Source organism: Chryseobacterium endophyticum, from assembly GCF_056333165.1.
This window is the reverse complement of record NZ_JBWGXE010000001.1, coordinates 822,693-840,100: the sequence shown is the minus strand read 5'-3', so window position 1 is coordinate 840,100 and position 17,408 is coordinate 822,693. Positions and strand designations below refer to the sequence as shown.

General features: G+C 40.6%; 14 protein-coding genes and 1 riboswitch. Of the genes, 2 read left to right on the top strand and 12 right to left on the bottom strand.

Going from position 1 to position 17,408, the window contains the following annotated elements:
* Positions 1–82 precede the first annotated feature (82 nt).
* From AC0N32_RS04065 to AC0N32_RS04050, 4 genes are all read right to left on the bottom strand, one after another.
* On the bottom strand, positions 83–1,093 hold the full coding sequence (locus tag AC0N32_RS04065; protein ID WP_476392567.1) for a homocysteine S-methyltransferase family protein: 1,011 nt from the start codon (positions 1,091–1,093) through the stop codon (positions 83–85).
* A 73-nt stretch (positions 1,094–1,166) separates the two neighbouring features.
* Positions 1,167–2,327, bottom strand: a complete 1,161-nt coding sequence (locus AC0N32_RS04060) for an O-succinylhomoserine sulfhydrylase (protein ID WP_476392566.1) — start codon at positions 2,325–2,327, stop codon at positions 1,167–1,169.
* A gap of 119 nt (positions 2,328–2,446) precedes the next feature.
* Positions 2,447–3,988, bottom strand: a complete 1,542-nt coding sequence (locus AC0N32_RS04055; RefSeq protein ID WP_476392565.1) for an ACT domain-containing protein — start codon at positions 3,986–3,988, stop codon at positions 2,447–2,449.
* 3 nt (positions 3,989–3,991) lie between these two features.
* Positions 3,992–4,930 carry an alpha/beta fold hydrolase gene (locus tag AC0N32_RS04050; protein WP_476392564.1) on the bottom strand — a complete coding sequence of 313 codons (939 nt, stop codon included), beginning with the start codon at positions 4,928–4,930 and terminating at the stop codon, positions 3,992–3,994.
* 57 nt (positions 4,931–4,987) lie between these two features.
* Positions 4,988–5,095: riboswitch (SAM riboswitch) on the bottom strand.
* A 188-nt stretch (positions 5,096–5,283) separates the two neighbouring features.
* On the opposite strand from AC0N32_RS04050, the gene AC0N32_RS04045 reads away from it, so the two are divergent.
* Together AC0N32_RS04045 and AC0N32_RS04040 are read left to right on the top strand one after the other, a co-directional pair.
* Positions 5,284–7,899, top strand: coding sequence for an MGH1-like glycoside hydrolase domain-containing protein (locus AC0N32_RS04045; RefSeq protein ID WP_476392563.1), 2,616 nt, complete (start codon positions 5,284–5,286; stop codon positions 7,897–7,899).
* Between the two features lie 239 nt (positions 7,900–8,138).
* On the top strand, positions 8,139–9,815 hold the full coding sequence (locus AC0N32_RS04040; protein ID WP_476392562.1) for a T9SS type A sorting domain-containing protein: 1,677 nt from the start codon (positions 8,139–8,141) through the stop codon (positions 9,813–9,815).
* A 71-nt stretch (positions 9,816–9,886) separates the two neighbouring features.
* On the opposite strand, the gene AC0N32_RS04035 is transcribed toward AC0N32_RS04040, so the two are convergent.
* The 8 genes from AC0N32_RS04035 to AC0N32_RS04000 all read right to left on the bottom strand — a co-directional run bounded on the left by AC0N32_RS04035 (position 9,887) and on the right by AC0N32_RS04000 (position 17,385).
* Positions 9,887–10,312: an OsmC family protein gene (locus tag AC0N32_RS04035; protein WP_476392561.1), complete on the bottom strand. Its 426-nt coding sequence runs from the start codon at positions 10,310–10,312 to the stop codon at positions 9,887–9,889.
* A gap of 276 nt (positions 10,313–10,588) precedes the next feature.
* The gene (locus AC0N32_RS04030; protein ID WP_476392560.1) at positions 10,589–11,911 is read right to left on the bottom strand and encodes a DUF58 domain-containing protein; all 1,323 of its coding nucleotides are present in this window, start codon (positions 11,909–11,911) and stop codon (positions 10,589–10,591) included.
* A 57-nt stretch (positions 11,912–11,968) separates the two neighbouring features.
* Positions 11,969–12,319 carry a four helix bundle protein gene (locus AC0N32_RS04025; protein WP_476392559.1) on the bottom strand — a complete coding sequence of 117 codons (351 nt, stop codon included), beginning with the start codon at positions 12,317–12,319 and terminating at the stop codon, positions 11,969–11,971.
* Positions 12,320–12,383: 64 nt separating this feature from the next.
* Entirely contained in the window at positions 12,384–13,415 is a 1,032-nt protein-coding gene (locus AC0N32_RS04020) for an AAA family ATPase (protein ID WP_476392558.1), read from the bottom strand.
* 78 nt (positions 13,416–13,493) lie between these two features.
* Positions 13,494–14,654, bottom strand: coding sequence for a hypothetical protein (locus AC0N32_RS04015; RefSeq protein ID WP_476392557.1), 1,161 nt, complete (start codon positions 14,652–14,654; stop codon positions 13,494–13,496).
* Between the two features lie 8 nt (positions 14,655–14,662).
* Entirely contained in the window at positions 14,663–15,463 is an 801-nt protein-coding gene (locus tag AC0N32_RS04010; RefSeq protein WP_476392556.1) for a DUF4129 domain-containing protein, read from the bottom strand.
* Positions 15,456–16,418, bottom strand: coding sequence for a DUF4013 domain-containing protein (locus tag AC0N32_RS04005; RefSeq protein ID WP_476392555.1), 963 nt, complete (start codon positions 16,416–16,418; stop codon positions 15,456–15,458). Before AC0N32_RS04005 ends, AC0N32_RS04010 begins: the two co-directional genes overlap by 8 nt.
* On the bottom strand, positions 16,402–17,385 hold the full coding sequence (locus AC0N32_RS04000) for a stage II sporulation protein M (RefSeq protein ID WP_476392554.1): 984 nt from the start codon (positions 17,383–17,385) through the stop codon (positions 16,402–16,404). Before AC0N32_RS04000 ends, AC0N32_RS04005 begins: the two co-directional genes overlap by 17 nt.
* Between the last annotated feature and the right edge of the window lie 23 nt (positions 17,386–17,408).

Genomic DNA, 17,408 nt, shown 5'->3' with positions numbered 1-17,408 from the left:
TCTAATTTTGTGTGACTGAATAAAATATAACAGTAAAAATTGTTCCCTTTTGCTCACTAATTCATCAAAAGATCAATTAATTTCAGACATTTTCCTTTACTTTTCTCGGCGGATACTCCGCCACCAGATCGGCAATGGCTTTAATGTGCTCCGGCGTGGTACCGCAACAGCCTCCAATAATGTTGATGAGGCCCTTTTCGGCATATTCTTTAATCTGTCCGGCCATGTCCTCCGGGGTCTCGTCATATTTCCCGAAAGCGTTCGGCAATCCGGCATTCGGATATGCGGAAACATGGAATTCCGAATTGTGCGCTAACGTTTCCAAGTATGGTGTCAGCTGATTGGCTCCCAACGCACAGTTGAAGCCTACACTCAGCAGGTTCAGATGGGAAACGGAAATTAAAAAAGCCTCTGCCGTCTGCCCGCTCAGGGTCCTTCCCGATGCATCGGTAATGGTTCCTGAGACCATAATGGGAATCCTGATATCTCTTTCGTCCTGGATCTCATCGATGGCAAACAAAGCCGCTTTGGCATTTAAGGTATCGAAGATGGTTTCCACCAGCAAAATATCCGATCCTCCATCCAGCAATGCTTCACACTGCTGTTTATACGCTACCCTCAGTTCTTCAAAAGTGATGGCCCTGTACCCGGGATCATTTACGTCAGGACTTAAACTGGCCGTCCTGTTGGTTGGCCCGATGGAACCGGCAACGAATCTCGGTTTGTCAGGATTCTTTGCCGTAAATTCATCACAGGCTCTCCTTGCAATCTTTGCCGATTCATAGTTAAGCTCGTACACCAAATCTTCCATATGGTAATCGGCCATCGCAATCGTCGTTCCGGAAAAGGTATTGGTTTCGATAATATCTGCGCCTGCTTCGAGGTATTTTTTGTGAACCTCTTCAATGGCATGGGGCTGGGTAAGGGATAACAAATCGTTGTTTCCTTTTACCGGATGTTCCCAGTCTTTGAAACGTTCGCCGCGGTAATCTTCTTCTTCAAATTTGTACCGCTGCAACATGGTTCCCATAGCACCGTCGAGGATTAAAATCCTTTCGGATAGTGCTTTGTATAGTTGTTCTGAGTTTTTCATTATATGTTTAGGCTAAAGCCCGTTTTGTTTTGTTGATTTTAAAAATGGGCTAAAGCCTATTCCTAGTGATGAATTAATCCAACGCCTGTTTCAGATCCGCAATAATATCATCCACATGCTCCAAACCGACCGAGCAGCGAACCAATCCTGCCGTGATCCCCACTTCATTTCTCTCTTCGTCCGTTAATTTGGAATGCGTTGTGGAGGCCGGGTGGGTGACAATGGTTCTCGTATCACCCAGGTTGGCAGAGAGTGAGCACATTTTAATTTTATTTAAAAAATTCCTGCCGCCTTCAATACCGCCTTTGATTTCAAAAGCCACAATGTTTCCGCCCAGTTTCATCTGCTTTTTGGCAATTTCATATCCCGGATGGGATTTCAGGAAAGGATATTTTACCAGTTCCACATTTGGATGATTTTCCAAAAATTCAGCGACTTTCAGGGCATTTTCACAATGTCTTTCTACACGAATCGCTAAGGTCTCTAAACTTTTAGACAAAACCCACGCATTGAACGGTGACATGGCCGGACCCGTGTTTCTGGCAAAAAGATAAATTTCACGGATCAGATCAGCTTTCCCGACTGCGACACCGCCTAGTACTCTGCCCTGGCCGTCAATCAGCTTGGTGGCGGAATGCACGACGATGTCGGCACCGTATTTTATCGGCTGCTGCAGATAAGGGGTTGCAAAACAGTTGTCCACAATAAAAATAAGATTGTGCTTTTTTGCAATCTGTCCGAAATATTCCAGATCCAATACTTCAATCGCCGGATTGGTCGGGGTTTCCAGATATAAGATTTTTGTATTCGGCTGAATGTACTGTTCTACTTTTTCCGCATCTTCCGCTTTGAAATAAGTGGTTTCAATATTCCATTTCGGAAAATATTTCGTGAACAGTGTATGGGTAGAACCGAAAACCGACTGGCAGCTTACGATATGATCACCCGCATTCAGCAAGGTGGCAAAAGTGGAATAGATCGCTGCCATTCCTGTCGCAAAAGCATATCCGGCTTCTGCCCCTTCCATTTTTACGATTTTATCGGTGAATTCCGTTACATTCGGGTTTGAGAAACGGCTGTATAAATTCTTCGGTTTTTCTTCGGCAAAGCTCGCCCTCATATCTTCCGCATCTTCAAACACAAAGCTTGAGGTTACGAAAAGCGGTGTAGAATGCTCATCAAACTGCGTTCTCTCCGTCTGGGTTCTTATGGCAAAGGTTTCAAAATTTTCCATAGAGATAAATTTACCAATGGAACAGTTTATCAATGTAACAATGAAACGCCTGGATAAGCTAAGCATCACATTCAAAATCATTGGTAAACTGCTACACTGTTATATTGTTACATTAATTATTATTTCGTTTCACTTACTCTTAAAATATCTCCGAACACGCCTCTTGCCGTCACTTTGGCTCCGGCTCCGGCGCCCATGATGACAATCGGGTTTTCGCCGTAGCTTTCAGTATAAATTTCAAAAATCGAATCCGAACCTTTTAATTGTCCTAAAGCGGAACCTGCAGGTACGGAAATTAAGTTTACATCCAGTTCGCCTTTGTCTTTTTGTAAGTCACCGTGAAGATCCCCGACGTATCTTAACACATACCCCGGCTCCTGATTTTCCTTGATCTTTTGATATTCCTCATCCAGCTCATTCAGTCTTGAAAGAAATTCCGATTTTGAAACATCCAGCAGGCTTTCGGGAACGAGATTCTGGATGTTGATATCATCGAATTCATTGATCAGATCCAATTCTCTCGCTAAAATGAGAAGCTTTCTGGCTACGTCGTTTCCTGATAAATCTTCCCTTGGATCCGGTTCGGTATATCCTTTTTCCAACGCTTCATTGATGATGGTGGAAAACTTTTCGTCCCTTAAAGAAAAATTATTGAAAACATAGCTCAGCGTACCGGAGAATACCCCTTTGATTCTTGTAATATTTTCCCCGGAAAGATGCAGAAGCTTAATGGTATCAATCAGCGGCAGACCTGCACCTACATTGGTTTCGTACAGGTAACGCCTGTTGTTTTTGTTCAACGTATATCTTAGTTTACGGTATTCCTCGATGGGAAGGGTGTTGAATATTTTGTTGGAAGACACCAGGTCGAAACCATTTTCGGCCAACGCATGATAATTGTGGACGAAATCTTTGCTTGCGGTATTATCTACAACAATTAAGTTTTCCAGTTGATTTTGCTTTGAAAAAGTGATCAGCTCCTGAACATTGGATGGATTTTCCGCCGTTAAAACCTCATCGCTCCAGTTGGTTCCGAATCCTTTTTTATTGAAGGCGATCTTTTTGGAGTTGGCTACGGCCACCACTTTCAGATCGATTTTTTTCCGTCTTTTGATTTCTTCGGAAGACTCCAGCACCTGCTCGATTAAAGTCTTTCCTACATTTCCGTGGCCGATAATCGCCAAATGTACGGTTTTCGGCTTTTTGGAAATTTCAGATTCGATGATATTTTTTGCTTTTTCATCCTGAGAAGAGGTTACGACAATATTCACCCGCTTTTCCGCAGCGATCTGATTTAGAAGCAACGGAAATACATTATTTCTTGCAAGCTCTGCCAGTACTTTATTAAAATCTTCAGCCACAAAACCGATAACCGATACATTATTGATGCTATAAATCTGGGACACTTTCCCCGATTTTCTTTCCACCTCAAATTCGTCAATCAGGCAATTTACTGCCTTTTCGGAATCGCTTTCCTGAACCAGAATAGAAATCCCGTTTTCAATCGCCTGCTGGGAAATGACCCCCACGCTGATCCTTGCTAAAGTAAGTGCTTTAAAAATCCGTCCGTCGATCCCGATTTCCCCAAGAAAATCCTCGCCTTCAAATTTGATGATGGACCTGTTCTTCAAAAATTTTATCTCGTTTGCATTATTCTTCATCTTCTACAAAATATTTTTTATGATCGTATTTAATTGTTCGTATTCCATTAAAAAGGCATCGTGCCCGTGAATTGATTTTATTTCGTGGTAGAAAACATCTTCTTTATTTTCTTTCAACTTATGAAAGCACATCCGGATTTCGGATGCGGGGAAAAATAAGTCGGTATCTACTGAAACCAGGTGTATTTGCGCCCGGATATTCTTGAGCTTTAATTCTTCCGCGTTAATATTCATCAGCAGATGGTTCATCAGCTTATAGGATTTTAAACTAAACCTTTCGTTAAGCGTATTGCCATGATAGATCAGCCAGTCTTCCGATTCCAGCCTTTGTTTTCCCTGATTGTATCTGTTTTTAAACCTGTCATTTAACGATTCAGGAGTACGGTAACACAGCATCGCATGAATTCTGGCTTTCTGCAAAGGTTCATGGTTCTGATTCAGTAAAAATTTCTGAACCAGGCATTGGGCATGAAGCCAGTCATGAGTTTTGAAATCGCAGGCGATCGGAATAAAAATTTCGGTAAGTTCCAGATTTTTAACCAGCATTTCCCAGCCGATCCCGCCGCCCAGAGAACCTCCGATGATGGCGTGTAAACTGTTAATATTTAAAATCTCAAGACCTTTCAAAAAGATTCCGGCGATGTCCGAAGCGGTGAAATTTTCATATTCATCGATAAAAAAATCATCATAGCCGTTTCCGGGAATATTAAAGCAAAGCACCGTATAACGGTCGGTATCGATCACCTGATCCGGACCGATCAGGTTTTTCCACCAGCCCTTTTCTCCGGCAACATCCGAATTCCCGGTCAACGCGTGGTTCACCAGAATGATGGGCGCAGAAAACAGCTCTTTCCCGAAAAGCTGATAGCTCAACGGGATCTGGTATTCCTTACCGGAATGGGTGTGATACGACAAATTAATATGTTTTAGTTCTGCTTTCAATTCTATTATTTTAATACAATTGAAAATGCCACAGGAAATGGCTGAAAGAACTTCAGTAAGTTATCTGTCCAAAATAATTCTGGTAGAACGTAGCACCTTCATTGCTTGCGCAAAGGGTTGCTAAGGTTTCATAGGGTCTAATCCCTCAACCTTTCTTGATAACATTTTCAATATTTGAATGAACGAATGGTGCAAAGATAAAACTTTTCTTTTAAAATTTTATAAAAATTTAATTTAATATAGCAAATGCTTATCGGCAGGCTGTTTGCAGAAATACATTAAGTTTAATTCAAATCAGTGAAGTTGGAATTTTTTCCCAAAAAAACTAACTTCGTAATGAAAAGTGACGAAATATGACTGCTGAACAACAAAGATTACAAGATACAGACTGGAAAAACTGGGGACCTTACGTAAGCAACCGACAGTGGGGAAATGTACGTGAAGATTACAGCCCAAACGGCGATGCATGGAATTTTGCCAATCACAACAGCGCAGAAAGCTACGCCTACCGATGGGGAGAAGAAGGGATCGCCGGAATCTCTGATGCCAAGCAGATTTTCTGTTTTGCCCTCTCCTTCTGGAACAAAAAAGACAAAATGGTAAAAGAGCGTTTCTTCGGGCTCAGCAATCCCCAGGGAAATCATGGCGAAGACATTAAGGAAATCTTTTATTACCTCGACAATACGCCAACGCACAGCTATATGAAGATGGTGTACAAATATCCCATCAACGAATTTCCTTATGATGAGATCCGTGCTGAAAATGCCAGAAGAAGTAAAAAGGAACGGGAATATGAAATCTTCGATACCGGAATTTTTGACAAAGATGAATATTTCGATATTTTCATTGAATACGCCAAAGCGGATCACAATGATTTTTTAGTCCGCGTTACGGTTTGCAACAGAAGCCAGATCGATGCGCCGATTGTAGTGGCACCTACGGTCTGGTTCAGAAACAATTGGAAATGGGGCTACAATACCTATAAAGGACAGACCAGCACTTCCCGGGAAGGCTGTATCAACATCCATCACGACAGTATTTCCATTAAAAAGTTTTATTCCGGAAATATTAAAGCCGAGAGTGTTTTTTGCGAAAATGAAACCAACACTCCAAAACTTTATGGTGCACCTTATCCCGGAAACACTTATTTCAAAGACGGAATTAATGACTATATCATTTACGGCAGCAATACCGTGAATCCTGATAAAAGGGGAACAAAAGCCGCATTTCTTTTAGAAGAAATTATTGGAGCAGGAAGTTCAAAATCTTTTGAATTCAGGCTTTCTCCTGATGATCTGGAGGATCCGTTTGAGAATTTTGATCAAATTTTCAATACCCGAATTGCCGAAGCGGATGAATTTTACCATGAAATTCAGAATGATGTACAAAATGATGATGAGCGCAATGTGCAAAGGCAGGCTTTTGCGGGATTGCTCTGGAATAAACAGTTTTACCATTATAACGTAGGAAAGTGGCTGAAAGGCGACCCAAATTTTGAGGCGCCCAGAGATTTTGACCATTACGTAAGGAATACCGAATGGAATCACCTTCACAATAAAGATATTATTTCAATGCCCGATAAGTGGGAATATCCGTGGTATGCCACCTGGGATCTGGCTTTCCATTGTGTGCCGTATGCGATCATTGATGCGGAATTTGCCAAAGGACAGCTTCTTCTTTTAACGAAAGAATGGTATATGCATCCCAACGGGCAGCTCCCTGCTTATGAATGGAATCTCAGTGATGTAAACCCGCCGGTACATGCGTGGTCCTGTTTCCGGGTTTTCAAAATTGATGAGAAACAAAACGGAAAACCTGATCTTTTATTTTTAGAAAAAGTATTTCAGAAACTTCTTTTGAATTTTACATGGTGGGTAAACCGAAAAGATAAAAACGGGAAAAACATCTTTGGCGGAGGTTTCCTCGGGCTCGATAACATCGGTGCTTTCGACCGGAATATGATTCTGAAAGACGGCCAGCACCTTGAACAGGCCGACGGAACCAGCTGGATGGCCATGTATGCGCTGAATATGATGCGTATTGCCATGGAACTCGCCCAATATTATCAGGTATATGAAGATATGGCGATTAAATTTTTTGAGCATTATCTTTATATTGCGGAGGCCATGGAAAATTTAGGCGAAGGAACGAAAGGACTCTGGAACGAGGAAGACGGCTTCTTCTATGATGTCCTGCAGCTCGGAAACGGCGATAGTGTCTCCTTGAAACTCCGCAGTATCGTAGGACTTATCCCGATGTTTGCCGTAGAAATCATCGATCATCACCTGCTCGACAAAATGCCGAATTTCGTGGAAAGAATGGATTGGGTCCTAAAAAATAAACCCGAGCTGACCAAACTTGTGTCCCATTGGGAAGAGGAAGGCCAGGGAAGAAAACATCTGATGAGCATTCTCCGCAAAACAAGGCTAACAAAAGTTTTGAGCCGCATGCTGGACGAAAAAGAATTTCTAAGCGATTACGGAATTCGTGCCATGTCTAAAGTATACGAAGAAAATCCGTTTAAATTCTCCGTACACGGAACCGAGAATGTTGTTTATTATACCCCGGGAGAAAGCGACAGCCGGATGTTCGGCGGAAACAGCAACTGGAGAGGACCGATCTGGTTCCCGATCAATTTCCTGATTGTTGAGAGTTTACAGAGATTCCATTTTTATTATGGCAACAGCCTTAAAGTTGAGCTTCCCACTGGCAGCGGAAATAAAAAGAATCTTGATGAGGTCGCACAAAATATCAGCAACAGGCTATGTTCTATTTTCCTGAAAGATGATGTCGGGCAAAGAGCTTTTAACGGAGGCAATCCAAAATTCAATTATGATGAAAACTTTAAGGATTATATTACTTTCTTTGAATATTTCCATGGGGATAATGGCCGCGGGATCGGAGCTTCGCATCAGACCGGCTGGACCGCTACCGTAGCAAAGCTCATGAAACCAAGAATGACACTTTAAACATATATTTTAAATTCCAATACAAGCCTCTCAACGCAGAGGCTTTTTTTATAAATTAAACACTTCCTATTTATTATTTCAATACATATTTAGCAATACCATAGCCAGAATCTATTTAAATTAAACAAACAGCATTTTATTCTATATATATGTAAAAAATTAATATTAATTTTCATTATATGATGATTTTCTATTAATAAAATCTTTATATTAGCTGAATAAACCTAATAATAGACTTTATGAAAGGAAAATTACTACCTCTTGCAGCTATGGTATTATCGGCTGCATGTACACATTTCAAAGCTCAGGAATATCAGCCGTTGGCAGTACAAAGCGGCTTCAATGCCGATGTCATTGCTAACGGAGTAGGCCCGTCTGCCTCTTCCACAAACAACGACGTTGACGGAGTGAACTATGCTTTTCTCTCACAAGATTTTCAGCTGACCGCCACAAGTACACCTCTTACCTACGGATTACCGACTGGTGGTATTATTAATTCGGTGGTATCTTCAACACCGGGACTTTCTTACCAGCTGGCTCCTTACAGCTCAAACAATTCCCTGAGACTGGAAGGTGCCGGTGATAATGGAACTTTGGTATTTTCAACACCCCTTCAGGCGCTTACGGTATATATGCTTGCCACCGGAGGCAGCGGCGACTGCACGGTAGACGTGGACGTAAATTTCACCGATAGCACCTCCGAAACATTCACAGGAATCAGTATTTCCGACTGGTACGGAGGAAGCAACTATGCCATTCAGGGTATCGGAAGGATCAACACAGACAATGACAACCTGGAATCCGGTTTCGGAACGAATCCTAGATTATACCAGATCGCTTTACCCATCAGCGCTGCCAACCAATCGAAAAGCGTACAAAGTGTAACGGTGACTAAAACAGGAACAGGAGGAATCCCAAATATCTTTGCTTTTTCGGCAGATGCGTATAATGCATGTGCTGCCCCGACCGACATCACCGCCACGACTACCCCAACTGAAGCAACCATCAGCTGGACAGCTCCGGCCAACGCTCCGGCTTCAGGATATCAATACTATTACAGTACTTCTCCTACGGCACCTACTGCAACCACAACGCCAACAGGCAATGTAACTTCAGGAACTTCAGTGACGCTCGACCAACTTACGACCGCGCAGACTTATTATATCTGGATCAGATCCAACTGTGGCGGCTCTTCCCAAAGCTTCTGGAAGATGAAACAATTCACACCGGGGCAGATCAGCACCGTTTATACAGCCGGAGATATCAATACGCAATTTAACAATTCGGGAGTTACCACTTCATCGACTACAGACTGTGCGGGAAGTCTAAGCATTAATGTTCCGGCAGGATATAAAATAAAATCCACTGCAGTTTCTTATAACATGTCTACAGCCGGAAACGGGTGGATGAGTGAGCAGAGAAGTCTTCTGGCCTGTACCACAAACAACACAACGGAATCTTCTGTCACCTCCGGATCAGGACAATCTTCAGGTACATATTCTTACAACAGGGCAGGACTTACGATCGCCAATGACCTTACAGGAACCGTAAACTTCGAGCTGAGAGCATGGAGAACCTATGGCGGATCAGCCTGTACCGTGACTTATAATAAAGTTGACAACAATACTTTCACCGTAACGGTTACTTTAGAACCATTATCTCTTGCGACAAGCGAAGTAGCGGCGAAAGGAAAAGAAAGAATCGCCTACCCGAACCCATTCGCGGATACGTTGTATCTTGAAAAGGCAGAAAATGTGAAAAAAGCCGTGATCACAGATCTTTCGGGAGTTGTCGTAAAAACGGTTGAAAACCCTTCTTCATCAATCTATTTAGGAGGAATAAAATCAGGAATGTATATTCTTACCTTAACGATGAAAGACGGTTCTGTAAAGAGCATGAAAACGATTAAAAAGTAGCATTTAAACATTCATACAAAAACCCCGGCCAGAGCTGTCTGACCGGGGTTTTCTTTTAAATTGAATTCAATTTATGCCTCTGCAATTTCTCCGTTTACATACACTTCGTACCCAATTTCCACATTGGGCTCCAGCGTTTTAGAAACCGAGCAGTATTTTTCAAAGGAGAGCTGAGCGGCTTTGTATGCCTTTTTGGGATCAATACTCCCCTCCAGGAAGAATTTCACTTTCATCGATTTGAAAGGCTTTGCATCATCAACGGGAATTCTTTCCCCTTCGACTTCAGCCTTAAATCCTGTAATTTCCTGTCTTTGCTTTTTTAAGATCGAAACCACATCAATACCGCTGCAGCCCGCCACCGCCATTAAAACGCTTTCCATCGGAGAAACTCCTTTCGCGCCTGGCTGCGTCGTATTATCCAGAAGGATTGAGTTCCCCTGGGAATTGGTGCATTCAAATAAAAAATCGTCGTTGATTCGGTTTAGTGTTATTTTCATTATTGGTATGCTTTACTTACTGTTTATCGATTATATCTTTATGCTAAATGATTAAACTCCGGAACCCGGCATTTAGGTGATTTGATGAAGATTTTAAGTCTTATTATAAAAAGTTTAAGTGCAATGATTAAAATTATATGTATTTTAATCAAAACTTTAGGCAAAACACCTAAAACTTTAGCCTCAAGACTTAAATTTTTCCCTGTAAGACCTAAAATTTCCGACCAGAGCTCACTGCTTACTGCCTACTGCTTACTGCTTACAGCCTACTGCAATTTATAAAATCCCCCTGGCTTTGATTTCCAGATATTTATTAATAACATCCACATTCAGGTTCTCCGGCAATGTATAAACCGTGTAAATGCCGTACTTCTTAAGCTCCTGAATGATCAGTTTCTTTTCGAATTCAAATTTTTCTGCGATAATTTCATCATAGATTTCCTGCATGCTTTCAGGGTTTTTATGGATCAGATTCTGCAGCTCGGAATTTTTAAAGAATACCACGACCAGCAAATGGTTTTTGGCAATTCCGCGAAGATATTTCAGTTGACGGTTGAGGCTGTCGAGCGTTTCAAAATTGGTAAACAAGAGGATTAAGCTTCTTTGATTTAATGAATACTTAACGTCCTGGTACAGGCGGTTGAAATCGCTTTCAAAAAAATCTGTTTTAATATTATAAAGGGCTTCCGAGATTTTCCTTAATTGACCGGATTTGTTTTCGGCCGCAATTTTATTTTCCGTTTTTTTGGAGAAGGTCATCATTCCTGCGCGGTCGCCTTTTTTCAGGATAATATGGGATAAAGCCATGGTCGCATTGATGGAATAATCCAGAAGGCTTAAGACTTTGAACGGCATTTTCATCGTTCTCCCCGTATCGATCAGCATAAAGATACGCTGGGATTTTTCGTCCTGGAACTGATTTACCATCAGCCGGTTGGTTTTGGAAGTCGCTTTCCAGTTGATGGTTCTTATATCATCGCCGGGAACGTATTCTTTGATCTGCTCGAATTCCATGGTATGCCCCAGCTTTCTGATTTTCTTAATTCCGCCTAATAAAAACTCGCTCTGAATGGCCATCAGCTCATATTTCCTCAGGTGAATGAAGGATGGATAAGAAGGCAGATTGGCGTCTTTCTGAAACCTGAATCTTTTGGAAACAAAACCCAATGGCGAAGAAACGTATACGTTGAGGCTTCCGAAATTGTATTCTCCCCGTTCTTTCGGCTCAAGGATATATTGAAAAAAAGTATTTCTTCCCGGCGCAATCTGTTTTTCGATCAGGAAATCGCGCTTCTGAAACTGAAACGGGATTTCATCAATGACTTTCACATTAATCTTAAAATCGTAATTGTTTTTGATGTCGACTTTCACCGGATTTTCATCTCCATTTGACAGCTTTTCGGGCAGGATCCTTTGGGCGGAAATCCCTTTATTCCTTTTGAAGATAAAAAGATAATCGACCATGGCGGCCAGAAAAACCACCAGCAACACGACATGACCAGCCCACATCAGAAAAGGGAAGAAAAAAGCAAAGACATAGAGAATGCCCGCCACAATGAGCGAAAAGAAAAAACGGGTATTGATGTATAAGTTTTTCATTTTTTAAGGTACAAGTTTTAAGGTTGCAGGTAGCAGTATAATTGGTTTACAGCTCCTTTATTTTAAGGAGTTAATTAGTCCATTCAACATCTTAGAAATTTCAATAATATCCTGATTTAACTTTAAATAGATTTCCGGATTTAGGAAATTAAGATTTCTGGAAATAATTAACTGTGTTTCAACTTCAGCGCAACTCCCCCTTGCTATTTTTAAAAATTGTAAATAATCTGGCTTGCTTCTTCTTGAATTCCCTTCAGCAATATTAGACGGAATCGAAACAGAAGCCCTTCTGATCTGAGATTGTAAACCGAATGTTTCGTCTTTTGGAAAAGCATAAGTTGCGTTATAGATTTCCGTCACAAAATCTATCGATTTCTGCCAAACTAAAAGCTCTTTAAAATTAGCCATATTGAAAATGCAAAACTTAAATCTTTAAACTGCAACCTTTGATCTACAACCTATAACCTGTAATCTATCTTGGGATCTCTATTCCTTCTAAAATCTGTCTGATAATTTCATCTGCAGTAAGGCCTTCCATTTCTCTTTCAGGCGATACGATCACCCGGTGCCTCAATACGGCATAGCTTGCTTCTTTGATATCTTCAGGCGTTACAAAATCTCTTCCTCTTAATGCGGCAAAGGCTTTGGAAGCGGTTAACAGGGCAAGACTGGCTCTTGGAGAAGCTCCCAGGTATAAAAACTGGTTTTCTCTTGTGTTTACAATGATCTTGGCAATGTATTCTATCAGCTGTGCTTCAACAATAATTTCTTTGACGAGCTGATGGTAGTTTTTCAGCTGCTGTGCGGAGATCACGCGGTTTACGACTTCTGTTTTATCTTCATTCCTGCTTTCGTGCTGATTTTTGATGATCGAGATTTCCTGTGCAAGATCTGGGTAGCCCACGTTTATTTTAAACAGGAAACGATCCAGCTGAGCTTCCGGAAGCCTGTACGTTCCTTCGTGCTCAATAGGATTCTGGGTGGCCACCACCAGGAACGGCTCATCCATCGGGTAGCGGGTGCCATCCATGGTGATCTGTCTTTCTTCCATGACCTCGAATAACGCAGCCTGTGTTTTTGCAGGCGACCTGTTGATCTCATCAATTAAAATAAAATTGGAAAAAACAGGACCTTGTTTAAATTCAAATTCCGAGTTTTTCACATTGAAAACAGAAGTTCCCAAAATATCGGAAGGCATCAGATCCGGCGTAAACTGAATTCTGCTGAAGCCTACATCTATGGTTTTGGCAAGCAACTTTGCGGTAATGGTTTTGGCCACTCCCGGAACCCCTTCGATAAGAACATGCCCGTTGGACAAAAGCGCCGCCAGGAGATGATCGATCATACTCTCCTGTCCTACGATGACTTTTGAAATCTCTGCTTTTACTTTTTCAAGGCTTGTACGAAGCTCTATCATATCAATCCTGGATTCAAACTGATCTTCCTTTTTTTCAAGAGGTACAGGATTCTGGTTTTCCGTATTTGGGTTTTCAAAATTTTCCATATATGTATGATTTAACAATTTACCGATGTACCAACTTACCAATCAGGAGAATTGGTACATTTTTATATTTTCAGATTGTTATATTTTTTTAATTATTTCGTCGAGTAACGTATTCATTTTGCCAAGATCTTCTTTCATTACCTGGGCGTAAGGATCCTGTGCTTTTTTGATCAGGTTTATGGCCTCGGTGATCATATCTGCCGGTTTCCCTGTCTTCAGCTGAAGTTTTTTCGCAAACTCTTCATCCAGATGCTGGGTATCAATCAGGAGATCCATTCTCACTTTATTGAGGAAATACTGGGCTTTTTTAGCCATCATATCATGAAAGTCGCCTTCCTGCAGATACAGGTTGCCGATACTCTTCACAAATTCGACGGATGTATTCTTTAAAGGCTCTATGATCGGGACAATACGCTGCTTTCTTTTGGCATTGAAGAAAATGAAAAGAAGCAATCCGCCCAAGAGTATCCACCATGCATATTTCAAGGCAGCATGAGAAAGGATAAATCTCAGGAAAAACTGTGACACTTTTGCATCACTTTCTACGAACCAAACGGTTTCCCGGTCTTTCAGGTATGAAAATACATCCTGCGCATATTTTATATTTCCCCGCTTCAGAAGGTAATAATTGGTCACAAAAAGCGGTTCGCAGTGAACGTATATATTTCCTTTTCCGAATTTAATTTTAATAAAATTGGCCTGATCGGAATTGTTTTTTTCAACGGTTTTTCCCAGTACTTCAACGCCGGGCTTTATAAAGGTAAACCCTTTACCGGAGGGAAATTTATCCAGATGAATAAAATCATTCCGGTATTGTTTATCCGTAAGTTTCAGCACATTTTCATCTTCAAATGAAATCTGAGAATCGTAATATCCGATACTGTCTGAGATCTCTTTCGGCATGTCGCTCAGGATAAGCATCGCATCGGATCCTTGTGAAACCTGGCTGAGAATTTTATTCCATGACTGCTTATCAATTTCTTCTTCTATGACCAGTATATTGTGAGGGTTTTTACGGGTCTGATAGTAATCATACGGGGTCTGTTCTGTTTTTTTGACTTTATTTTTAAAAAGGGCATTCACCTCATTATTAAAAACGAACAAACCGAAAGGCGATTTCTGATTGATATCAAAGTTTTTTCTCCAGTCCGTACTTTCAGTCTTGTTCACTTCAAACAACGCCAAAACAATCATCACAACGATGAAAATTACAGCATATATTTTGAAAGTCTTATTCATGGTAAAAATTACGGTTTAAAAGATTGGTACTGGTTTTTAAATTTCTGATAGCTTTCTTCGGAAATGCTGAACTCTCCATACCAGACATAATCGAAAATATACGACAGGTTGAAAAATTCTTCTTTAAGGTGGGCGGCTTTTAATTCTGCAACGTAGTCTTTATTTGTTTTTTCAGGATTCCAGTCAATCAGTTTTTTATCGCTGAGCTTCTTCAATACAAATAAAAACTGGTACCGGACCGCCGAGCGGAAGTCCCCGGATTTTTCGAATTTCAGGATACTTTCAGGAAAATTAATCTCATGGATATTTTCATGAAGCTCTTCATCTTTGATATTAACTTTTTTATTTTTCTTTCCAAACAGGAAATTCCCGTCTTTCCCGATAAGAAATTTAATAATAAAATAAAGCAGGAAGCCTACAAGGATGATCGCAAAAAGCCTTACCAGCACTCCGGCGACATTACCGGAATCTGCAAAAACAGTTTCTCCAAAAATGCTGCTGAGAATTTTTGTAATCTTAGCCATCAGTTTTTGCCATATCGACATTCGCGGTTTTACCGTGGTATAGTCAAAATCTTTCCCTTTGTATCTGGACTGTATATTTTCTTTAAACTGTTTAGGATAAACGGTATTTTCTGTCACCGGTTTTTGCAGCAAAACAGAATCTGCCCGGTACATATTTTTGTAATGCCCGGTATCCAGAGAATCAATATACACTTCCGCGGCCGGCGGTGGAGGGTCGGTCTGCGTCTGTGCATTGAGGTTTCCTGCAAAGATAAAGATCAGTAAAATGAAATAAGTCTTATTCATTAATTCCGATGGTGTCTATTTCTGCCATTTCTACTTTCTGGTGCAGATCGGTACGGCTGTCGTAGTACATTAAGCCTGAATTGACGTATAGAATATTCATCAGCAAAGTAGAAATCACCGAAGATATTCCGTAAAGGATAAAAAAGATAATGCCGAAGCTTCCCGTAAAAGGGTTATTTTCAAATTGTGCATCCGGCGCTGTCGTCGAAAGCTTTACAAAGAAAATAATCATGGGAATGGATGAGAAAAATATGCTGACGATGTAAAATAAAATTACCATGATGAGTGTTCCTCCCCAGTATTTCCAGTACGGCGAATTTTCCCTTCCGTTTTTATACGAAAACTGGGAACGTATGGCATAACTCAGCGATTCAAAGAAACCGTTTTTCCCGTTAAAATAATCGTAGCAGAGAAACGTAATGATATTAAATAAAGTCGGTCCCACAAAAAGCATCAGGACAATGCCTATAAAGATCAGAATAAGAATGTATGAGATTCCGAAGATAATCGTGGCACCGGGAAGCACCAGGAAAGTGAGTCCGAAATAGGTTGCAAAAACTTTCTTCCTGTTCGATTTGAAATCACTTAAAATATCATCTGCCTTAATATCGGTTTTTCCTTCCGCGATCCTTTTCATATAAAATACAGGAAACAGGAAATTAACCGTTATCAAAGCCGTTGAAAGCACAAAAAGCAATACTCCCGAAATAATAAACACCCCGAGATTATCATTAAAAAACTGCTCGAAATAATAGCTTTGCCCACTGATATTGGATCCGAAAATCGCTCCGAAGAACTCCTTATAACCAAAGACTATTATTATAACCATTAGAATCAACAGCAGGCCGTTGATAAGTAAAAAGTTTCTAAAGTAATTTTTTCCGTATAATTTGAAGAATGCGAAACTATCGGAGATAAAAGTTCCGAAATCTCTCTTTTTATATAACTGCATCATGGATTTGGGTATTAATTTTTCGGTTAACAATCGTAGGATAAATACAATAATAAAATCCTATGACAAACAAAGATCCGAAGATAATGATTAAGTTTAAAAATAAGGGCATTTTCAAGGCGTGTCTTGTGACATATCCTTCGATAATCCCGGCGCAAACGGTAAAAGGCACTGTACTTAAGAATATTTTAAACGAATCTTTAAATCCGTTTTTAAAGGAATTAAACCTTGAAAGTGTACGTGGAAATAGAATCGATGCTCCGAGAATCAGTCCGCACATCGCTTCTACTACCATGGAAAATATTTCAAAGACTCCATGAAGCCAGATTCCTCTTGCGCTGTCCTGCAGGGCCCCGTAATCATAGAAAAAGTACTGGAATGAGCCAAGCATCACACTATTTGACAAGAGGGCCCATAGCGTTCCCACTCCGCCGAAAATTCCATTAATGTAAAGTTTTGCGCCTACGCCGATATTGTTGAAAATAATTCCGATCGTACTTCCCCATGTTGAGCCGCTCTGATAAATACCGACGGCATTTCCCGATTTTATATTTTCAATGGTCTGGTTTACATAACCTTCCCCGAGAATAATATTGACAAAATCTTTATCATAAGCTGCAGAAAGCACCCCGATCAATGTAAACAGAGTAAAGAACATGAACGCATACGCCAGATATCTCCGGTATTGATAGATGAGCAAAGGCACTTCTGTTTTAAAGAAATACAGAATCCGGTTTTCTTCAACTCTTTTTGTTTTGTAAATTTTCTGAAAGATCTGTGACGACAGATGGTTCAGATACACCGTGGTATTGCTTTTGGGATAATAAGTCTGGGCAAAAGAAAGATCATTGATGAGATTAATGTACAGTGATGACAGGTCATCGGGATTTTTTTTAACTTTCCCCTGGATAACCTGCTCGATTCCCAACCATTTTTCTTTATTTTGTTTAATGAAATAAACTTCTCTCATAACTTAAGGCTAAAATAATAAAA

Coding starts and splice junctions, on each gene's coding strand:
- AC0N32_RS04060 (WP_476392566.1), bottom strand. CDS start 2,327: ATGGAAAATTTTGAAACCTTTGCCATAAGAACCCAGACGGAGAGAACG.
- AC0N32_RS04035 (WP_476392561.1), bottom strand. CDS start 10,312: ATGAAAATAACACTAAACCGAATCAACGACGATTTTTTATTTGAATGC.
- AC0N32_RS04020 (WP_476392558.1), bottom strand. CDS start 13,415: ATGGAAAATTTTGAAAACCCAAATACGGAAAACCAGAATCCTGTACCT.
- AC0N32_RS04065 (WP_476392567.1), bottom strand. CDS start 1,093: ATGAAAAACTCAGAACAACTATACAAAGCACTATCCGAAAGGATTTTA.
- AC0N32_RS04025 (WP_476392559.1), bottom strand. CDS start 12,319: ATGGCTAATTTTAAAGAGCTTTTAGTTTGGCAGAAATCGATAGATTTT.
- AC0N32_RS04040 (WP_476392562.1), top strand. CDS start 8,139: ATGAAAGGAAAATTACTACCTCTTGCAGCTATGGTATTATCGGCTGCA.
- AC0N32_RS04015 (WP_476392557.1), bottom strand. CDS start 14,654: ATGAATAAGACTTTCAAAATATATGCTGTAATTTTCATCGTTGTGATG.
- AC0N32_RS04030 (WP_476392560.1), bottom strand. CDS start 11,911: ATGAAAAACTTATACATCAATACCCGTTTTTTCTTTTCGCTCATTGTG.
- AC0N32_RS04055 (WP_476392565.1), bottom strand. CDS start 3,988: ATGAAGAATAATGCAAACGAGATAAAATTTTTGAAGAACAGGTCCATC.
- AC0N32_RS04005 (WP_476392555.1), bottom strand. CDS start 16,418: ATGATGCAGTTATATAAAAAGAGAGATTTCGGAACTTTTATCTCCGAT.
- AC0N32_RS04000 (WP_476392554.1), bottom strand. CDS start 17,385: ATGAGAGAAGTTTATTTCATTAAACAAAATAAAGAAAAATGGTTGGGA.
- AC0N32_RS04045 (WP_476392563.1), top strand. CDS start 5,284: ATGACTGCTGAACAACAAAGATTACAAGATACAGACTGGAAAAACTGG.
- AC0N32_RS04010 (WP_476392556.1), bottom strand. CDS start 15,463: ATGAATAAGACTTATTTCATTTTACTGATCTTTATCTTTGCAGGAAAC.